Origin of the sequence: Streptococcus bovismuti, from assembly GCF_042436615.2 — a bacterium.
GTDB lineage: Bacteria > Bacillota > Bacilli > Lactobacillales > Streptococcaceae > Streptococcus.
This window is the reverse complement of the sequence record NZ_JBHMFR020000001.1, coordinates 279,555-299,006: the sequence shown is the minus strand read 5'-3', so window position 1 is coordinate 299,006 and position 19,452 is coordinate 279,555. Positions and strand designations below refer to the sequence as shown.

The following is a 19,452-nucleotide window of genomic DNA, read 5'->3' as shown; positions in this document are numbered from 1 at the left end:
CTAGTTCCCTTGATTCAAATCATTCTTTATCTTAGTTGTTGAAATTTCTTTTGTTCGTGACAGGTAAACAACCTCTATTCCAAAATCAGTTAAATAATCAAATTTTCCCTGCCAATCATCTCCAATAACAAACACATCAGCATGATACTTTTCTATGTCTGAGATTTTTTGATCCCAATTTTCTTCTGGTATAACGAGATCCACATATCTGATAGCCTCTAATAGAGATTTTCTTTTCTCGTAATCAAAATAACATTCTTTATTTTTTTCCAGTCTATTGAACTCATTGGTAGAAAGTCCAACTATGAGATAATCTCCTAAGGATTTTGCCCTTTTTAAAAGATTAATATGACCGTAATGCAATAAATCAAATGTTCCGTATGTAATGACTCTTTTCATATCTTCCTAACCACCTCTACATCTTCTCTCATTTTTTTCTTATAGACCCATTTCCTAATTGAATTCGGAAGAATTCGAATCGCATTACGAAGGAAAATATTTCTAAGAAATTCTACTAGAGTAATATCTCTTCTGCGATAAAAATCTAATTGGAGCATAAAGTCAGTCTTTACATACAAGAAACCACCTCTCCTCAGATAGCTAGAATCGTTTGTCTGCATGACTACTAAAGGTTCCTGGATATTTAAAAAATCCTTAGTTTGATTATCATGTAACAATCTCATTGTGAGATCATAATCCTCTAGGTAACGGAATTTACGATAATTACCAGCCTTCAAGATATACTCTTTTTTCATCATACTCGATGGATTATTAAAGGGATTTCTCATTTTCGAATATTGACGAATTTCGACTGTAGTTTCTGGTACTTTCTTTAAGGCGGTAAATTCTGTATTTTTCTCTAGGATATTGGAACCAACCATGATGAGATTGGGATTTTTTTCAAAGGCTGCTAATTGCTTCTCAAACCTTGTTTCTAGAGAATAGTCATCACTGTCCATTCTTGCAATGAATTCTGTTTGACATTGATTAACTCCAAAGAGAGAGGCTGGTCCTGAGCCTAAGTTTTCAGGTAAATGTAAAACATTTAAAATCGGAATTTCTCTCTGTAACTTTTGGATTTCTCTATATAACTCTTCTGTCAATTCGCCATCACAAACTAAAATGATTTCTGTCGGTTTAAGGGTCTGCTGATAAGAACTTAGTAAACTTTTCCTTAAATTTGTAGGAGTCTCTTTTTTATAGACTGTAGTTAAAACTGAAAATTTCATTTTATAACTCCTAAACCTAATTTCCAAATAACCAATCTACAATAACTGAACGGTAGGGAACGACATGGTACCAGTCAGTTTTAAAGTAAACAATGACTAGAAAGATTGAAGCATAAACCAATATCACCAAATAAAATAAAATCCACTGAACTTTTTTTTCACCTATTTTAGATAAAATCATGGGGATATATAGGCAAATAAAGGGGGTAAAATAGTGTGCAAATCTGCCAAAAAGACTTGTTTGCAAAGTTGACGCGGTAAATAAAAAGGAGATAAAAAATAGACTTCTTATAAATTCTTCTTCAGTCGATAATTTCTGTTTTCTAATCACTACTTCTCCAAAGACCAGAACTAGACCATACCAAATTGTTAAAAATACGGGTGCCCATTTATTGCTTTCCAAAAACCATGATGATTCCAGATAGGAAGTATACTGAGGAAAGAAAGAAATAAAGGTAGTGGCAATTTGTTTGATGAAAGGAAAGAGAATAAGAAATACAAGGAACACAAATTGGTATGCTCTTTTGTTTAAAACGATTTTTTTAAGGGGGAAAAACAAGAGGCAGACGATACCAGATGTATGAAATAAGGGAGTTAGTAAGATAAATATTGATGCTAAAATCTTCTTGTTTTTTACTAAGTAGTGAAATCCTAAAAAACTTAAAGCGATTGCTAGACCTTGTCTGATATTTGATAAGGAATAAAAAAAGAGTCCTAACGAGCTGAAGTAAATCAGTAAACTTATGTAAACATTTTTAGAATGCTTATAAAGCACAAGAAACCAGGCAATTAAAGTTATAAAGGCATAGGAAAATAATAAAAATGGATAGTGCTCACTAAAGTTTCTTAGAAAAATATTACTTACTAAATAACCAAGTTCAAATCGAGAACGAAATAGATTTGATAAATCCGGAAGTTGTAAATGATTAGATTCAAAAATATGGATATAAGTTACTAAGTCTCCTCCGACGCTAGAAGTACGAGAACCCGCAATGATTAAAAAAAAGAAAAAAGTCGGAAGAACAAGGAAACCTAACTCTTTTGCTTTATCCTCATATTTCAATGAGAAAAAGGCAAGGAAAGAGATGTAGACGAACATTAAAAGATAGATTGTCATTTTTTCTCTCCTGCCTTTCAAATAGTTAGTTTAGTAATAGTAATAATAGGTATCTTTATGTGAATCAATTTTATTCATTATCACACCAAGTAGTCTAGCTCCAACATGATCTAAACGTCGTTTTGCTTCTATTATTTGTCGTCGTTTTGATGTCTTTATATCTACAACAAGAAGGGTGGCATCTGCAATACTGGCTAAAACTTGGGCATCGGTTGCTGCTAGCAAGGGAGGTGTATCAATAATGACATAGTCATAAAAATCCTCAAATGCTTTAAGTGTTTCATCCATCGAAGAACTAGCTAACATCTCAGATGGATTAGGCGGAACAGGTCCTGAAGTCAGTACATCTAAATTCACATCATTTATCGTCAAATGATTAATGGAATCTACACCAGATCTTTTTAATAAGAAGGTGCTGAGACCCTCGGTATTACTTACCTCTGTTAATTTATGTTGGGTTGGTTTACGCATATCTGCATCTATGATAATCACTTTTTTCCCTTGTTGAGCCAAAGAGGCAGCAAGATTGATACTGACTTCACTCTTTCCTTCGTTAGGATTGGCACTTGTAACGACAATAAGTTTAATATTTTTACCGAATTCTGAGAACTGAAGATTACTTCTTAACGTTCTAAAGGACTCAGCTACAAGAGATTTGCTGTTATGGATAACTTCTATATTCATGGCATTAACCTCTCTTCTTTTTCTCTATAGTTGGAATCATGCCGAGGACAGGTTTCCCAACAATCTCTTCCAAATCTTCATAAGAATCAATCGAGTCACTCAATACATACTTAATGAAGATGATGTTAAGTCCTATGAAAGAAAATACTAGAGTAGATACAAGAAGATTCTTCCAAAGGATTGGATAAACTGGAGCATTACTTCCTAGTGCTTCCGTAACAATTGACAAATTATCTCGTCCCAATCGGTCTGCTGTAAATTTTTTATACTGAATGACATACTCTTTAATATAACGTTCTGCTAAATCCCTATCGAGAGCTCTTACGGTTACTGTGACTAGCTGAGAACCTGAATCATTTGTTAATCTAACAGACTGGATTTTTGAAATTTCCTCTGGAGATAAGTCTAGAGCTTTGTTGGTCTCCTCTTTAACAGGAGGTAAATCGGCTATTTCTAGATAAGTTTTAGTTTGTCTCTGAAAGAGATTAAGAGCTTCAATTGTCTGCGCATCTGTACTTTGCCCGGAACCATTTTTCATAATGAGTTTGGATTGAAGACTATAAACAGGTGAGACAATAAAAACAGTATATAGACCAACTGCTACAGTCCCTATTAGTGTAAAAAGGATTAGAAACAGAAATTTACTCTTAATCAAAGTAAAAATCCTATTGATGTTTTTGTTGAAAATTGCCATATTTTTCCTCTACTTACTGTTGAATCTTAATTATCTGGAGCCATGTCCAGTAAAAATCACTTTAATAGTTTTTAATAAAATAAGTGAATCCAATTGAAAACTTTCATGTTCAATATAGTATTTGTCATATTTTAATTTTTCATTTGGAGTTAAATCGTAACCCCCATTCACTTGTGCCCAGCCTGTAATTCCTGGAGGAATAGCCAAACGATCATTAAAATCTGGAATATACTTTAAAAATTCGTTAACAAATTCTGGTCTTTCTGGTCGAGGCCCGATAAAAGACATCTCTCCTTTAATGATATTAATGATTTGTGGAAATTCATCAATTCGGGTTCTTCGTATAAATTTTCCAACTTTGGTAATCCGATGATCGTTCTTAATTGCCCATTGATGTCCATCTTTTTCTGCATCTATATACATTGAACGTAGTTTGTACATTATGAATTTTTGCCCATTTATACCAACTCTTTCTTGCATGTAAATGGGATTGCCACTTGATTCTAAAACAATAAAAATGCAAGCAATCAGACAAATAGGGGTCATAAACACTAAAGAAAAAATTGAAAAAATAAGTGAAACTATCCTTTTAACTTTTCTATACGTCATTGTATTCCCCCCTTTCTTATGAAAAAACACAGAAATCTCCACATATCTTATATGCGTTTAAAAAATCCAATTTTTTGTTATAAGACTATATTAGATGAGTATTTTCTGGAGTTTCAAACATATTTTTACGATGATGATCAGTAAATACAATTGTCCAAACTCCATGTGAAAAATCTTTCATCATTTGATGTTAGACTTTTTATCTTGTAGTTACTCCATCGTCTAAACCAAAACAATGAGAAAATAGAAACCAATCATTTATTATCGCCTAGTCACTTTTAAGCTGAAGATTTATAATAATTTAGAATATTCAGAGATTTTCACGAGTAAACGAAAAAACAATGAATTCATACATGACAATATAAGTATAAAAATTGATGAAATAAAAGAATAAAATTCAACATATAAATATAGTAATTTATTTTATATTTCTATATATTTAGATGATAAATACATAGAAATATAAGCTTTAATGCGTCTCATTATCTAATGTTATTATACTACAAATATTAGATCTTAGCTACTTGTAACATAAAGTATCTATAGATTTTACACATTATGTAGTATAATAAAACATATATAAATAAGTTTGGTTTTGTTTTCAAATAAAAATGACACTGACTATAAAAAAAATAATACCTACCATGAAATTTCCACGGTAGGTGTTACTTATATTAGCAATCGTTCTAAAAATGGTTTGATGCAGTTGAGGAGAATACCTTCTATCCAGCTTTCTTGTGCTGAGGATAGATGATCTGCCTGAAGGCTTTCTTTTAGAAAATCTCGAACTTGGTCTGGTGCGATTTCAAACTCAAAAGCTTTCATTTTATAGAAAAAGTCGATGAGATGATCTGACAGGTATTCAGTTGAAAAGGGCACTTCTCCACTTTTTCGATATTCTAACAAGAGCCGAGCAAATCGGGCTTTTTCTTCAAGAAGCTCACGAAAATAGGAATTGAGGAGCCAGGTCTGCTTCTGCTTTCTTTCAATCGGATCCTGCCCGGCTATTCGTTGGTCTTTTTCCAACTCTTTTTGGTATTGTTTGGCTTTGATAGCCCGTTCTGTCCGATTTTTACCAAAAAGAATTTTCTCCCACTTGCGTTCTTCTTGGGTTAAGGTTTCTGTAAAGCCAAAGTAATCTTGATAGGCACGCTCTGCTGGTCCCATGGCTAGTACCAGATTGTCTGCATATTGCTTGGCGATTCTATCTCTTTTCTTGCGCTCTTTCTCTGCTTGAATACGGAGTTCTTGTTCGTAGTCAATTTTCTCCTTACCTAGCTTGACAAGGTAGAGATTATCATCTGATTTTCCAAGTAAAAAGGGTTTGATACACTTTTCAAGAACTTCTTCCATACGAGCCTTCTTCTTGGGCTCTGCCTTGGTCCAACTGCCTCCTTGAAAGACTTCTAGGAAGAGCTGATAGTCTTTCTCAGGTGAGAACTGATTGCCACGATTGGGTTTAAAAACACCTTTTTTCCAGAGCCACTTTAGAAGTCGCTCGTCAAAGTCACTTTTATTGACCTTGATTTTCTCCTTTTTCTGGGCTTTTCTGGTCAGATTTTCAACCTTTCTGAGCAGTTTTTCTTCCTCCTCTAGTTGCTGGTCAAGGGTCAATCGATGAAAATGCCGAACACAATCACTACCAATCGGAAAGAGGCGTTGACCTGTGATACTGTTAAAGAGTTCGTAGGCGTATTTGATGGCATTTCCACAGACACAATTGCTACGGCCGATACCGTTAAAAATCAAGGAAACTTCATTCCATTCCTTGGTAGCTTGTTCCCAAGTATCAGCTTTTGAAGCCTGTAAAACCGCATCATGTAGGGATTTTCTAACTGGAAGTGTCATGAGGTCTCCTTTCTAGATTATACTTTTACAACTTGAACCTCGTCTTTACCGAGTAAAATCAAGTATTTCTCAATATTTTCAATCGAATAGGCTCGAGATAAAGCCTCTCCGTATAGGGTTAACTGACCACGATAGCGATCTATGAGTTGACTTGAGTCATCATAGCGGTCTGTCTTGTAGTCGAAAAGAACAATTCTATCCTCATAAAGCAAATAGCCGTCCAAGATTCCACGAACAACGAAATCTTCCTGACTCTTTTGGTCTCGTTTGAGCATGGAGAAAGGTTGCTCGCGATAGAGACGGTCGGTATTAGCAAGAATTTCCTGACCGAGTGCTGTGTCAAAGAATGCAAGAATTTTAACAAGATTGATCTTGTCTCTGACAGCTGGGCTGGTTTGAACTTGTTTAAGAGTTTCTGTCAGGCTAGCAAGGTTTGGTTGCTGGCTGAGGTCAATTCTCTGCATGAGTTCGTGGGTAGCACTACCAATCTCAGCTCCTGTTACCTTTTCTTTGGTTGAAAAATCTGGCAAATCAAAGTTGATTTTCTTGTCTACTGACTGTCCTTGGCTTGCAATCTCAACACCTTCCATATCCATAACTGGTTCGTAAAATTTCTTGATTTGACTTGGGGTTTGAACACTAGGAAGTTCAATGGCTGCGCGGTGAAGAGTATTATAAACTTCCACCTCTTTCAGCATTTCAAGGGCTTCTTTGATGGTTTCTGACTGACGGTTATCTGCTTGGGAGCTATCTTTGAGAGGACTTTTGGTTTCCAATTCTCCGATAGCTTCTTTAGTCAGCTGATCTTCACCAACAAAACGATAGCTAAAGTTGAGATGATCCTTGGCAAATACTTTACTGATAGCCCACATCCAATCTTGGAAATTCTTGGCTTGAAGTCTAGTGTTGCTGTTTAGTTTTCCATTTTTAGCTGCTGGGTATTCCTTGGCTTCCAGCTTTTCACGAGATCCCTTACCGACAAGATAGAGCTTTTTCTCAGCCCGTGTCATGGCAACATAAAGAAGGCGCATCTGCTCTGAATAGCTTGCTAGCTGTAATTCCTCTTCGTTCTGCCTATAGGTCAGGCTAGGAATAGATAGCTTGATGGTTTTAGGGTAGTAGGCTTCCACTGCTCCTGTCTCCATTTTGGCAATGTATTTGATACCTAGTCCATTTTTACGACTGAGAATGACTTCTGACATAGAGTCTTGCTTGTTGAAATCTTGATCCATATTGAGAATAAAGACGTAAGGAAACTCCAGCCCTTTACTCTTGTGAATGGTCATGAGCTCTACTGCATCTTTTGGCGGTGAGACAGCCACGCTTGCCAAATCGTGCTGGGCTTCTAAAACTTGGTTAATCATACCAATAAAACGCGACAAGCCCTTGAAATTGCTCTTTTCAAATTGATCAGCACGAAGTGCTAGGGCATAGAGATTAGCTTGTCTAGCAGGCCCATTTGGCAAAGCCCCGACATAATCGTAGTAAAAACGGTCGTTATAAATCTTCCAAATCAGGTCATATAGGGAGTGCGTTTTGGCATACAAGCGCCAAGAAGCCAAGATATCCATGAATTGCTTTAGTTTCTCAGCTAGAGCTGTGTGAATCAAGACTTTTTGGCTACTTACCTGTTTTTGAGCATTTACTAGTTTCTCATAGAGATTTTCGTGGACTTTATCCTCTGCTTTCTGAAGAGATAAACGTGCTAACTCGTCCTCATCAAATCCAAACATAGGAGACTTCATAAGGGCAACCAAGGCATAGTCTTGCAGGGGATTGTGAATGACACGAAGGGTGTCTAGCATGACTTGCACTTCTAGGGATTGGAGATAATTGTTTTGTTCTCCGTCAGTTTTGACAGGAATTCCGTACTCAGACAGGGCGAGAAGAATCTGGTCATTACGACTGCGACTGGAGGTCAGAAGGGCAATTTCCTTAAAGGCAACACCTTGTTCCTTATGGAGTTTAAGGATTTCCTTGATAACTAAGCGCATTTCACCTGTTAGTTTCGTTTCTGTTCGACTCTCTTCTTCCTCACCTGTATCGTCCTTGTCGTAGATGAGAAATTCTGCCTTGTTGTCTGGATTGGGAGTCAGCTTGGTATTGGCAAAAACAAGTTGGTGCATGCTGTCATAGTTGATTTCGCCGACCTCTTGGTCCATAAGGCGTTCAAAAACATCATTGGTTGCTGACAGAACTTCTGAACTGCTACGGAAATTTTCCTTCAGGAGAATCAGCTTGCCTTCTTGGGAATCTTGTGCATAGCGTTGGAATTTCTCATTGAAAATCTGCGGGTCTGCCTGACGGAAACGATAGATGGACTGCTTGATATCTCCCACCATAAAGCGATTGTGGCCATTAGACAGCAATTCCAGCATCCGTTCTTGAATATGGTTGGTATCTTGATACTCATCGACCATGACTTCGTGGAAACGCTCCTGATAAGCCTCACGAACTTGTGGGAAATTCTCTAAAATCTCAATGGTGTAATGGCTGATATCAGCGAATTCAAAGGCATTTTCCTGACGTTTACGCTGACGATAAGCTTCCACAAAATCACTCATGAAAGATTGGAAGGTCTTAGCTAGTTCCCAGGTATCTCCATGATAACGTTCTTGATAGTCGAGAATGGTTATCTGGTCTGACAGTTGTCCTAGTTTAGCAAACTGGGTCTTTCTCTCTTCGTTGTAGGCATCGGCCAGTGGCTTCAAATCAGTTTTACGGCTGGCATTCGTCAGAGCTCGACCATTTTTATCTTTCGAAATTGCGACAACACGCGCAAGCACTGCTTGATAAGCCTGACTATCGGACTCCTGATTTAAGGAGCCAATTTCATCCAAAATCAGCTGGACATTTTCTAAATAAGCAGCCTTTGCAAACTCCTTGGCATCATTATCCAGATGATAACGGAAGAAACTTTCCAAGTCCCAAAGGGCTTGTTTGATTTGCTCAGTTAGTTTTCCTTTTTCATTCGTAAAATCAGCCTCTTCAAAGCCTTTGAGGAAAGATTCACTCAGCCACTTTTGAGGGTTGCTGGTGGATTGGAGGAAGTCATAGATTTTGTAGACCTGCTGGCGCAGACCCCGTTCGTCCTTGCCACGCCCAGCAAAATTTTTCAGCAAATGACTAAATTTTTCTTTCTGTTTACCTTGATAATGGGCTTCAAAGACCTCATGAAAGACTTCATTTTTTAGAAGGAGTTGCTCGCTTTGATTTTGTAAAATACGGAAATTAGGCGCAATGTCAATCAGATAGCCATGTTTGCCAAGGAATTTTTGTGTGAAAGAGTCCATGGTTCCGATGGCAGCGTTGGGTAGGTCTGCTAACTGTCTACCTAAGTGTTGTTTGAGCTCGACATCATCCGTTTCTTGGATTTGTTGGCTGATTTTTTTCTCCAAACGTTCCTTAAGCTCAGTGGCTGCCTTAACTGTAAATGTTGAGATAAAGAGTTGAGAAATTTCGACACCACGCGCCAATTGGTCCAGAATGCGCTCTGCCATAACAAAGGTTTTCCCAGAACCAGCCGATGCTGAAACAAGGATATTTTGACCAGAAGTGTAGATGGCTTCGATTTGTTCGGCAGTTTTCTTTTGTTCCTTGCTCGAATTTGCTTCTACTTCTTGCAGTTTTTGAATCTCCTCCTCACTTAAAAAGGGAATAGGCTTCATCGATTCAACTCCTCTCTTATTTTTTCAAACCAAGCTTGCTTGAGTTTTTCTCCGACCAGACGCTTGCCATCAGCTAAGTCCAACTTTTCTAGGAAACGGGCTTTGCCTAAGTGGTAATTGGCTTCAAATCCTGTGATGGCTTGATGTTGCTGGACGTATGGGGCAATACTTCTGCCATTTTCGGTATAAGGGTTAATGGCGAACTGACCTTCTAAAATTTTCTCAGCTGCTTTCTTGTAAAGATGGGCATTGTAGTCCAGTAGGAGCTGAAATTCCTCATCCGTCAGCTGATTGGCCTTGTTTTTGTTGTAAAATTCGCCCAAATGACTGCTTTCTTTTTCTAAAAAGAGTCCTTGGTATTTCATAGACTTGCTGGCTTCTACTACTGCACCTGCCAGACTTTTAACGGCCATCAGAGATTGGACAGGCTCAGCCATTTCCAAGTACATGGCACCGAAAAAGTTCTCCTCCCCTTCTCTTTTTAGGGCAGCTAAGTAAGTTGGTAACTGGGAATTGAGTCCATTAAAGAAATGAGGAAACTGGAACTGAGTTAGACTAGACTTGTAGTCTACTACTCCTATCGCCCCATCAGCTTTCAAACGGTCAATGCGGTCAACCTTACCTCGTACAAAAACACTGCGTCCATTGTCCAATTGAATAAAGGCCTGCTCTTTCCCACCGAAATTCGCCTCTTCTTTAATGGTCTCGATGGCTGGATTATGACGAAGAATATGTCCAGTCGTGCGAGCTACATCAAGCAGAACTTCCTTGGTAAACTGGGCTTCCAAACTTTCTTGATAAATAGCTTCAAATTCACGTTCTTGACTGGTTTCTTGAATAGCTTGTTCTAGACGGTGGTCAAAGGAATCTTCATCAGGCAACTGCAAGGCTCGTTCAAAGATACGATGCAAGAAATTCCCGTGACTACGGGCATCAGGACGCAAACGTAATTCCTCCTGCAAGCCTAAAACGTATCGGAGGAAATAACTGTATTGGTTCCGGTAAAACTCGGTCAAACCAGAGGTAGACAGGTAAAATTCCTGTTCAGCAGGATAGAGAACCTGTAAGGTATCCTTTGCTAAGGGCTTGCTACTCGGACTGGTTGGGAGTGCTGGATTTTCCAGACCTTGCTGGTCTAGTTTTTTACCCATGACACGCGCCAGAACCTTGACAAAGGTCAAATCTTGCTCAGTATCTCTCGTCTCGCCCTGCTGGTGATAGGCAACCAGACTAGACAAAAGACTGTGATAGGACCCCATCTCCTCCATAGATAGCCCTTTGTGATTTATCCTCTTCTCTCTCCGACTAAATCCAAAATGAACCAGTTCTTGAAGATAGGCTGACTCCTTACTTTCACTTTCGTTAAAAAGGCTTGGAGCCGACAAGACCAACTGCTTACGAGCAGAATTGACCAAGGAAAGCATAGTATAGCGATTTTTCTTGAGATTTTCACTGCTGGTAATCAGTAATTGCGCTCCCTCTTCAGTCGTTTGGTTTAGGTTTTGCCTTTCTTCATCTGTCAAAAGGCTGGTATTCTGCGCGATTTTTGGTAAATTGTCCTGAGTCAGCCCAATGGCGTAGACAAAGTCAGCAGTCAGTGGTGCAATCAAATCGTAACTCTGCACCAGAACGGTGTCCACTGTCGCTGGAATGGTACGGTATTGAGATAGGCTCATTCCAGAATGGAGCAAGGCTAGGAAGTCTTCCAGACTAACCTGTGAACCAGCAAAAACGGTCGCAAATTGTTCTAAAACATGACAGAAAGCCTTCCAAACTTCAGCCTGTCTTTCCTGTTCAAGAGTTTCCATAGTAGCTGTCAAATCTTGTAACTGCTTGGTCACAGCTCCTTCTTTTAGAAAAGAGTTCCACTTTTGCAAGAGATTTTCAGCCTTTTGTTTTCGGCTGACAAAGAGGGTCTCAAGAGGCGCTACAATCTGCAGACGAAGAGCATTTAAACGTTCCAAATCAAATTTTCCATGGTGAGATTTGGTGAAGGCTTGCTGAAAGGCTGGCAAGCCATTGATACCAAGATAACGGATATATTGCTCAAAAGCATCAATATCAGCTTGACTAAGGTCGGTATACAAACCTGTTCTGAGAAGATTAATCAAATCCTCCTGACGGAAACGATAGCGTTTTAAAGCTAAAATAGACTCGACAAACTGTGTCAAAGGGTGGTGGGCCATGGATTCGCTTCTACCAAGATAGAAAGGAATCTGATACTGGTCAAAAATGGTTTTAAGAGATAATTGGTAAGAAGACACATCTCCCAAAAGAATACGAAAATGCTTGTAGCTCAGGTCTGAGTTCTCATGCAATTTCTGACGGATGCTACGGGCTACTAGCTCCAACTCCTCCTTTTGCGTCAAACAAGACCAGATTTGTAAGTTTTCACGGTCCTTATCATCGACATCCAAGGTGAATTCTGAAAAGTCATAAGAAGACTCTAGCAAACGAGAGGCCTTATCAAAACTATCCATCTTCTCATGAATCTGAGAACGGTCTTGAGCAGGAGTTTGGTATTTAGAGGCTAGATGATGGAGAAACTCCACACTGGCTTGATAGAGATTGCCTTCAGCGAATGGGCTGGTATAAGCTTTCTTACTAGCATAGGCTCCAATGACAATTTCAACACCCTTGCCATGAAGTAGGTCCACAATCCGCTCTTCCTCAGCAGAAAAACGGGTAAATCCATCAATGACCAAGGCAATCTGGCTAAAATCACTACTTACTTTGTCATTCTCAATAGCCTCAATCAAATGGGATAACTGACTTCCTTGAGACAACTGACCTTGATTGAGGTAGGCCGTTACCTTCTCAAAAATCAAGAGTAAATCGGCTCTCTTGTCCTCATCCGTCAAACTCTCCAAGTCCAAAAAACTCATCTGAGCTTTGGTCATCTCGTGGTAAAGCTCAATCAACTGCTGGATAAATTGAGGATCCTGCTTAATCGCACCATAAACACGCAAGTCCTTGGGGTCAAGTTCCGCAAGGCATTTATAAAAGGCCATCCCAAGACCGATATCATCAAGACTGGTCTTGGCAGGCAGGTCATTCAAGACCAGATAACGAGCCATTTGAGCAAAGCGCGTAACGGTAATCGCAAAAGAAGCCTGCTGGGACAAGCATTCCAGCACGGCGCGTTCCTTTTCAAATGAAAGAGAGTTGGGGGCGATGTAGAAGACTCGCTTGCCAGCAGCAACTAGCTCCTCCGACTCTCTAGTTAGAATTTCTGTCAAAGAAGTCCGAATATCAGTATAAAGTAATTTCATCTCTGCCTCGTTAGAATTTTTCATTACCTTTTATTATACCATGATTAGTCACCCAAGTCTGAAAATAATCAGTTCTTGCTCACCTGTTGAAAAGAAAATGCCGGAAAGTTCCGACATTGTTTTAGTAAGCTAACTTCCTGAAAATAGGAGTAACCATACATCCCAGAAGGCAGTGATATTGATGAAAATATGAACTAGTATTGGATAGTAGAGACTTTTTGTCATGCGATACAATAGAGCAAAAATAAGCCCTCCACTAGCGTAAATGAAAAAAGCAAGAGGAGTTAAAGCAAAATTGATATGAATATAACCGAAAATAATAGCAGAAAGCAAGACATCTCCGTACCAAGGCGAGTTTTTGAAAAAGGTTGTCATAAGCACACCGCGATAAATCAACTCCTCAGCAATAGGGCCGATGAAGCAAGCTATGAGCAAGAAATAGGGTAATTCCTGTCTCCCTATCATTTCTATCGTTGCATTCAAAGAGATTTGATTTGAAGACGAGGGTATGAAATAAGACAAGAAGAAGTCCGACATATACGAAATGATGTAGCCCAGTAAAAGGTAGATAAAGTACCTTAACTGCCACTTGAAATGAAAAGTCTTCTTTCCTGTAAAAACTAGTAGATAGATGACAGCTAACCAAAGAACACTACTCTCCATCAAAAGCAGAATCTGAAAAAATTCACGACTTGCTGGTAGATAGGACTTTGCGAGGTGATTGAAAAGCCTCCAAAACCAAGTTGAGTTGTAAAAAATTAAGGACAATGCTAGTAAAATCTGAATAATCCGTTTTTTCATATTAAACCCTCTGTTTTCCTTGACTAGATTATTGAATATAATGGTTTATTTAACTGTATAACAAGTTTAGTATAGCATCTCTTTACAAAATATCCTCTTCAAATCATGAATTGTCATCAAAACATCTTAAACTGTAAAATCAATTAGCCCCAAGCTTCCTATCAATTTCTTCTCCAAAATATGCTATAATAATACCAAAAGATAAAGAAGGAAAAACTATGATTAAACTACTAGCCTTGGATATGGACGGAACTCTCCTCAATGAAGCCAAGGAAATCCCACAAGCTCACATCGCTGCTATTCACCAAGCCATTGAAAAAGGTGTCAAACTGGTTCTCTGTACGGGTCGCCCCCTTTTCGGCGTCCTCCCCTACTATCAAAAACTGGGGCTGGACCTCCAGAATGAGTATGTCATTGTTAACAACGGTTGCTCAACTCACCAGACCAGTGATTGGGGGCTAGTTGACTGGCAAGAACTCAGTCCGGCTGACATTGAATATCTCTATGAGCTTGCTGAAAAGAGTGAGGTTCAGTTGACTCTTTTTGATGAGGAACATTATTTTGTCCTCGGTGGCAAGCCTAATGAAATCATTCAAAATGATGCCGACCTAGTCTTTTCAGACCTGACTGAAATTTCACTAGAGGAAGCGACTAGTGGCAAGTATCGTATGTTCCAAGGTATGTTTTTGGGTACAGAGAGTCAAACAGATGATTTTGAAGAGCGTTTTGCTGAGGAACTCTGCCAACGATTCAGTGGAGTTCGTTCGCAGCCTGTCATTTATGAAGCTATGCCACTTGGTACGACAAAGGCTACTGCTCTTTCTCGACTAGCAGAGATTTTGAAGATTGATTCCTCAGAAATCATGGCCATGGGCGATGCCAATAACGATATCGAAATGCTCCAGTTTGCAGGGTTGGGCATTGCTATGGGAAATGCCAGCGATTATGTCAAATCTCTTGCGGATGCCGTTACAGCCAGCAACGAAGAAGACGGTGTTGCGCGTGCCATTGAGAAGTATATTTTATAATTAAGAAGCCCAGTTCGTGTCAACTGGGTTTTGCTATTTAAAAATTCCTAAAACTTTAGAAACTCTTTAGAAATCCTTGAGCTTTCTTTGATTTCTATGCTTTATACTAAAGTTAGAAAAATAAATCAAAAGGAGAAAATCATGAAAACAGTACTTGATATTCATGGATTGTCCAAAAACTTTGACAAACAAGCTATTCTTCAAGATCTTCATCTAACGATAAGAGAGGGAGATATTTATGGACTTATCGGAAAGAACGGAGCTGGGAAAACCACCTTGATAAAAATCATTACGCAACTACTGTTTGCGGATAAAGGGACTGTTTCCCTCTTCTCTAGCCAAACAGAAAATGAGTGGACCAAGGCCCTATCTCGAGTAGGTTCAGTGATTGAATCACCCGTAGCTCATAATCACTTAACAGCCTACCAAAATCTGAAATATTATTGTATGATTCGTCATATTCCAAATGCTGATCAAGTCATTCGAGAAATGCTGGACTATGTAGGTTTGTCAGATACAGGTAAAAAAGTCTTTCGAGATTTCTCTCTTGGAATGAAGCAAAGACTTGGCATCGCCATTGCTCTTCTCTCCAAACCAGACTTCCTGATATTAGATGAACCTATCAACGGTCTCGACCCAATAGGTATCAAAGAATTTCGTCTGATGATTCAACGGCTCAATCAAGAAAAAGGGATAACCATTCTCATCTCTAGCCATATCTTGTCAGAACTCTATCTCCTAGCAAATCGTTTTGGTATTTTAGATCAAGGCAAGATTATCCGTGAAATCAGCAAAGCTGAATTTGAAACACTAAGTGAGGATTATATTGTTCTTAAGACAGCTGACCAAGAGAAAGCTTGTCAAGTATTGAAAGAACAAATCCAGCTCCAGTTCAAGGTTGTTAATCCAGAAAATGAAATTCACATCTTTGGTCAGGAACAAGATGTCAAACAGATTCTTAAGGAATTAACCTTGGCAGATGTCGCCATTGACGAGATTTACTATGCCCGTCAAAACCTAGAAGAATACTTCACTCAATTGGTCCAATAGGAGGAAAATCATGATACATACCATTCAAGCAGATTTTTACCGTCTTTTCCGCTCCAAAGGATTCTGGATTACAGAGTTCATTCTCTTTGTACTCATGTTAATGGGGGCTATTTTTGGAGCTACTGGTCATCTGATGGCAATCCAGACAGAAGAACCAGAAATTCCAACCCATGGTTGGGACGGTGTACAGTCACTTATTAACGCATCTAGTCAAGGTTCAAACCTCGTTTTTCTCTGTATTGTCCTAGCCTGCCTCGTTCTTGGAGTTGATTTAATCGGTAAACTCTATAAAAATAGTTTAACAGTGGGTGTTTCTCGTACCGAGTTTTTCCTTGCCAAAGCCTTTGTACTGGCTTGTATTGCACTTTTGCAACTTATCATCAGCCTTGTGATTGCCTTTATTCCAGCAACTATCTTAAATGGATTTGGAACTATGCCTGATGGCTTTATTGGCAATCTACTGATAACCATTTCCCTTCAATTCCTTTGCCTCCTTGCTTGGCTTTCCATTGTTTCCTTCATTCTCTATGTTAGCCATTCTTATCTTGCAGTATTTATTGGTTATTTGGTCAGCTCTATCTTACTTTCTATGCCAATGCTTATTTTTCCAAGTATCAAAATTTTGCCATATTTATCATTGCAGTTTTTCTATGCTATGACTGCTAATAGTGAATCCATTTTCTATACACTTATAGTTACCTTAGCTGTTATTGTAATCTTTAATATAGGTGGACTGACAGTTTTCAAAAAGAAAAGTCTATAAAAAATGACCTCCTCTAGCCTACAGAGGAGGTTTCTTTTTGTTAAAAGTAAATAAAAACTGATAACCATTGTCCATCTGTGCTTAGTTTCATCTCTGCACCGAGAAGATGGCATAATTCCTCAGTGATATAAAGTCCTAAACCAGAGGATTCTTCCGTATCAGATAGATTTTCAGAATAAAAACGGTTGCTGAGATTTTCTATTTTTTTGATGGGCTGTTTGACAAGGTTTGCAATCTCTAAGACAAGCTGTTCCTTTTCCTTTCTCAAAGATAGTCGCGCTTCTTCCTTGCCATGTTTGAGGACATTCCCAAGCAGATTTTGTAAAATTCGATCCAGCAAGTCTTCATCAGTCCTCATTTTCAGACCAGCTTCAACCTTAAAATCAAGCGTGATATTTGCCGCCTGAAAAACATCATAATAAGCCAGAGTCTTCTTGGTAATAAAAGCTGAAAAATCCACTTCTTCCAGTTTCGGTTTGACAGCTCCTTCCATCAAGCGACGATATTCTAGGAGAGCTTCCAAACGTTTGGAAACTAAATCAAGATGCTGGGCTATTTTTTGTAAGGTTTCTGATTTGTCTTCAGGAGACTTTATCAATTGTTGGGTGTAGCCTGACGCGATAGTCAGAGGCGTCCGAATATCATGGGCGATATTGCTGATGGCCATATCCAGAGTCTGCTTTTCCCTTTTCATAACCAGTCGAGATTGTTCCACTTCCTGAAATAGATTCTCAATCTGCTGGTAGAGATGTAAAAAATGTTTGGAAAAAATGCTGACTCCGACTCTTTTCATACTACCTGTGAGAATCTTGTCTTCAATCTGTTGACTCAGGCTCTTAAGTGCTAGATGGTAGCGAATCAATGCAATCGATAAAATAATTATGAGTACTAGTAGGACAAAGATTATCATGTAGGTCATTGCTTATCTCCTTTTAATCTTACCCCAACTCCCCAAATGGTTTCAATATATTCTTGATTTGGGTCAAGCTGGTTTAATTTTTTACGAAGATTACTCAAATGCGTATTGAGGGTATTATCTCCAGGTAGATAGTTCTCCTCCCAGACCAATTCATAAAGTTCTTCCTTGGTGAAAATTTTCTTAGGGTGTTTAAGGAGAGTTTGGAGAATCAAGCACTCTTTCTTGGCAAGGCGAATCATTTCCTGACTATTTTTGATTTCAAAACTTTCTGCATCAAACTGGATATTTTTCAAGTTTTGTGGCAGATTTTCAGTTTTTACAATTTCCACAGACTGTTTTTCTGCACTTTGGCGTAATTGAACAGTAACTCTGGCAAAGACTTCGTCCAAATCAAAAGGTTTCACTATGTAATCATTTGCACCGTCTAAGAGATATTGACTGATTAACTTCTTATCGCTCAAAGCTGTTAGCATAATGACTGGAATTTGACTTTCTTCCCTGATAGCTTTTAAAACCTGATCTCCATTTTTCCCAGGAAGCATGATATCTAGCAAAACGAGGTCAATCCCACCTTGGTCAAAAAGCATGATTCCTTCTGTACCAGAAAAGGCTTGAATCACCTCATGCTCCTCAGTAAGAAGTGTTCGTAAAATCTCTTGAATGTCACTATTGTCTTCAATAACCAATATCCTAGCCATAAATACCAACCTTTCTGCAACTATTATAGCATGTTTTATTGATAAAGCTTAAACAGAAAAGCTCCTCGCATAAAAGCGCGAGAAAGCCTTAGAGAGTTAAAATATAAAATCCACTTACTAGACAACATAGTATCCTTATAGTTGAAAATAAGAAGTTAATCTAGCAGAATGAATATCTCATTTCTCTCCTACTAGTCCGTAATACGTTGATACATTTCTGGTCTTCTATCTCGAAACAAGCCCCAGTTTAGACGTTCGCTTGATCCCTTATCAAGGTCATAAGTTGCTAACAGAACAGCTTCTCCTTGTCTTTCAGCTCGTTCTAGAATAGCTCCTGTTTCATCCGTCATAAAGGATGAACCGTAGAAGTCAAGACTGGAACTCTGTCCACCATTTTCCTCACTAGGCGTGACCTCTTCCAATCCATAACGATTGGCTGCAATAACTGGAACAATATTTGCTGCTGCGTGTCCTTGCATGGTACGTTGCCAATGACCACAACTATCTGTATCTAGGATAGGCTCAGAGCCAATAGCAGTTGGATAAAAGAGCAATTCAGCACCATTCAATGCAAGACAACGCGCTGTTTCAGGGAACCATTGATCCCAACAGATACCGATCCCAATCTTGGCATAGCGAGTATCCCAGACCTTGAAACCTGTGTTGCCAGGTGTGAAATAAAATTTTTCTTGATAATAATGATCATCTGGTATGTGGGTCTTTCGATAAACACCCAGCACTTCCCCATCAGCGTCAATAACTGCAATAGAATTATACAAGACATTGCCATCTTTTTCATAGAAACTAATCGGTAGAACAATTTGTAGTTCCTTAGCAATCACCTTAAAATGCTGAATGGCAGTATTTTCTGATACAGATTGGGCATGCTGGTAGTAGTCATACTGACGTTCCTGACAAAAATAAGGACGTTCAAACAACTCGGGCAAGAGAATGATTTGTGCGCCTTGTTCTGCAGCCTGACGTACTAAACGCTCTGCGGTTTGGATATTTGTTGCCACATCCTTAGCGCATTGCATCTGAATGGCCGCAACTCTTACATTTCTCATTTTTT

General features: G+C 38.7%; 16 protein-coding genes. 3 read left to right on the top strand and 13 right to left on the bottom strand.

The genetic code is table 11. From position 1 onward, the window contains the following. The 10 genes from tagD to ACERDH_RS01525 all read right to left on the bottom strand — a co-directional run bounded on the left by tagD (position 1) and on the right by ACERDH_RS01525 (position 13,922). Positions 1-399 (bottom strand): glycerol-3-phosphate cytidylyltransferase, encoded by a 399-nt coding sequence (gene tagD / locus ACERDH_RS01570; RefSeq protein WP_386682243.1) that lies wholly within the window; start codon positions 397-399, stop codon positions 1-3. Further along, positions 396-1,229 carry a glycosyltransferase gene (locus tag ACERDH_RS01565; protein WP_386682241.1) on the bottom strand — a complete coding sequence of 278 codons (834 nt, stop codon included), beginning with the start codon at positions 1,227-1,229 and terminating at the stop codon, positions 396-398. The genes tagD and ACERDH_RS01565 overlap by 4 nt, the downstream gene beginning before the upstream one ends. A 16-nt stretch (positions 1,230-1,245) precedes the next feature. Beyond that, entirely contained in the window at positions 1,246-2,346 is a 1,101-nt protein-coding gene (locus ACERDH_RS01560; RefSeq protein WP_386682238.1) for an EpsG family protein, read from the bottom strand. Between the two features lie 30 nt (positions 2,347-2,376). Then, on the bottom strand, positions 2,377-3,030 hold the full coding sequence (locus ACERDH_RS01555) for a CpsD/CapB family tyrosine-protein kinase (protein ID WP_386682235.1): 654 nt from the start codon (positions 3,028-3,030) through the stop codon (positions 2,377-2,379). Between the two features lie 4 nt (positions 3,031-3,034). Then, on the bottom strand, positions 3,035-3,568 hold the full coding sequence (locus ACERDH_RS01550; RefSeq protein ID WP_386682232.1) for a YveK family protein: 534 nt from the start codon (positions 3,566-3,568) through the stop codon (positions 3,035-3,037). A 186-nt stretch (positions 3,569-3,754) separates the two neighbouring features. After that, positions 3,755-4,333 carry a sugar transferase gene (locus ACERDH_RS01545; protein WP_386682230.1) on the bottom strand — a complete coding sequence of 193 codons (579 nt, stop codon included), beginning with the start codon at positions 4,331-4,333 and terminating at the stop codon, positions 3,755-3,757. A 669-nt stretch (positions 4,334-5,002) separates the two neighbouring features. Continuing rightward, positions 5,003-6,181, bottom strand: a complete 1,179-nt coding sequence (locus ACERDH_RS01540) for a hypothetical protein (RefSeq protein WP_386682227.1) — start codon at positions 6,179-6,181, stop codon at positions 5,003-5,005. Positions 6,182-6,198: 17 nt separating this feature from the next. Further along, complete coding sequence (gene addA, locus ACERDH_RS01535) at positions 6,199-9,849, bottom strand: helicase-exonuclease AddAB subunit AddA (protein WP_386682224.1); 3,651 nt, start codon at positions 9,847-9,849, stop codon at positions 6,199-6,201. Then, on the bottom strand, positions 9,846-13,121 hold the full coding sequence (gene rexB / locus ACERDH_RS01530; protein ID WP_386682276.1) for an ATP-dependent nuclease subunit B: 3,276 nt from the start codon (positions 13,119-13,121) through the stop codon (positions 9,846-9,848). Before rexB ends, addA begins: the two co-directional genes overlap by 4 nt. A gap of 129 nt (positions 13,122-13,250) precedes the next feature. Then, the gene (locus ACERDH_RS01525; protein ID WP_254753754.1) at positions 13,251-13,922 is read right to left on the bottom strand and encodes a CPBP family intramembrane glutamic endopeptidase; all 672 of its coding nucleotides are present in this window, start codon (positions 13,920-13,922) and stop codon (positions 13,251-13,253) included. A gap of 218 nt (positions 13,923-14,140) precedes the next feature. Between ACERDH_RS01525 and ACERDH_RS01520 the strand changes: the two genes are divergently transcribed. The 3 genes from ACERDH_RS01520 to ACERDH_RS01510 all read left to right on the top strand — a co-directional run bounded on the left by ACERDH_RS01520 (position 14,141) and on the right by ACERDH_RS01510 (position 16,763). After that, on the top strand, positions 14,141-14,950 hold the full coding sequence (locus ACERDH_RS01520; RefSeq protein ID WP_125447390.1) for a Cof-type HAD-IIB family hydrolase: 810 nt from the start codon (positions 14,141-14,143) through the stop codon (positions 14,948-14,950). 141 nt (positions 14,951-15,091) lie between these two features. Beyond that, positions 15,092-16,000 carry an ABC transporter ATP-binding protein gene (locus tag ACERDH_RS01515; RefSeq protein WP_386682220.1) on the top strand — a complete coding sequence of 303 codons (909 nt, stop codon included), beginning with the start codon at positions 15,092-15,094 and terminating at the stop codon, positions 15,998-16,000. Between the two features lie 10 nt (positions 16,001-16,010). Further along, a complete protein-coding gene (locus ACERDH_RS01510; protein ID WP_386682217.1) occupies positions 16,011-16,763 on the top strand; it encodes an ABC transporter permease in 753 nt (250 codons plus the stop codon). Between the two features lie 40 nt (positions 16,764-16,803). On the opposite strand, the gene ACERDH_RS01505 is transcribed toward ACERDH_RS01510, so the two are convergent. The 3 genes from ACERDH_RS01505 to aguB all read right to left on the bottom strand — a co-directional run bounded on the left by ACERDH_RS01505 (position 16,804) and on the right by aguB (position 19,447). Further along, positions 16,804-17,682, bottom strand: a complete 879-nt coding sequence (locus tag ACERDH_RS01505; protein WP_386682214.1) for a sensor histidine kinase — start codon at positions 17,680-17,682, stop codon at positions 16,804-16,806. Next, complete coding sequence (locus ACERDH_RS01500) at positions 17,679-18,380, bottom strand: response regulator transcription factor (RefSeq protein WP_386682211.1); 702 nt, start codon at positions 18,378-18,380, stop codon at positions 17,679-17,681. The genes ACERDH_RS01505 and ACERDH_RS01500 overlap by 4 nt, the downstream gene beginning before the upstream one ends. Positions 18,381-18,571: 191 nt before the next feature. After that, on the bottom strand, positions 18,572-19,447 hold the full coding sequence (gene aguB, locus ACERDH_RS01495) for an N-carbamoylputrescine amidase (RefSeq protein ID WP_386682208.1): 876 nt from the start codon (positions 19,445-19,447) through the stop codon (positions 18,572-18,574). Positions 19,448-19,452: the final 5 nt, after the last annotated feature.

What these genes read in the sequence shown, in the direction of transcription:
- tagD (WP_386682243.1), bottom strand. Translation starts at nt 399, where the DNA reads ATGAAAAGAGTCATTACATACGGAACATTTGATTTATTGCATTACGGT.
- ACERDH_RS01565 (WP_386682241.1), bottom strand. Translation starts at nt 1,229, where the DNA reads ATGAAATTTTCAGTTTTAACTACAGTCTATAAAAAAGAGACTCCTACA.
- ACERDH_RS01560 (WP_386682238.1), bottom strand. Translation starts at nt 2,346, where the DNA reads ATGACAATCTATCTTTTAATGTTCGTCTACATCTCTTTCCTTGCCTTT.
- ACERDH_RS01555 (WP_386682235.1), bottom strand. Translation starts at nt 3,030, where the DNA reads ATGAATATAGAAGTTATCCATAACAGCAAATCTCTTGTAGCTGAGTCC.
- ACERDH_RS01550 (WP_386682232.1), bottom strand. Translation starts at nt 3,568, where the DNA reads ATGAAAAATGGTTCCGGGCAAAGTACAGATGCGCAGACAATTGAAGCT.
- ACERDH_RS01545 (WP_386682230.1), bottom strand. Translation starts at nt 4,333, where the DNA reads ATGACGTATAGAAAAGTTAAAAGGATAGTTTCACTTATTTTTTCAATT.
- ACERDH_RS01540 (WP_386682227.1), bottom strand. Translation starts at nt 6,181, where the DNA reads ATGACACTTCCAGTTAGAAAATCCCTACATGATGCGGTTTTACAGGCT.
- addA (WP_386682224.1), bottom strand. Translation starts at nt 9,849, where the DNA reads ATGAAGCCTATTCCCTTTTTAAGTGAGGAGGAGATTCAAAAACTGCAA.
- rexB (WP_386682276.1), bottom strand. Translation starts at nt 13,121, where the DNA reads ATGAAATTACTTTATACTGATATTCGGACTTCTTTGACAGAAATTCTA.
- ACERDH_RS01525 (WP_254753754.1), bottom strand. Translation starts at nt 13,922, where the DNA reads ATGAAAAAACGGATTATTCAGATTTTACTAGCATTGTCCTTAATTTTT.
- ACERDH_RS01520 (WP_125447390.1), top strand. Translation starts at nt 14,141, where the DNA reads ATGATTAAACTACTAGCCTTGGATATGGACGGAACTCTCCTCAATGAA.
- ACERDH_RS01515 (WP_386682220.1), top strand. Translation starts at nt 15,092, where the DNA reads ATGAAAACAGTACTTGATATTCATGGATTGTCCAAAAACTTTGACAAA.
- ACERDH_RS01510 (WP_386682217.1), top strand. Translation starts at nt 16,011, where the DNA reads ATGATACATACCATTCAAGCAGATTTTTACCGTCTTTTCCGCTCCAAA.
- ACERDH_RS01505 (WP_386682214.1), bottom strand. Translation starts at nt 17,682, where the DNA reads ATGACCTACATGATAATCTTTGTCCTACTAGTACTCATAATTATTTTA.
- ACERDH_RS01500 (WP_386682211.1), bottom strand. Translation starts at nt 18,380, where the DNA reads ATGGCTAGGATATTGGTTATTGAAGACAATAGTGACATTCAAGAGATT.
- aguB (WP_386682208.1), bottom strand. Translation starts at nt 19,447, where the DNA reads ATGAGAAATGTAAGAGTTGCGGCCATTCAGATGCAATGCGCTAAGGAT.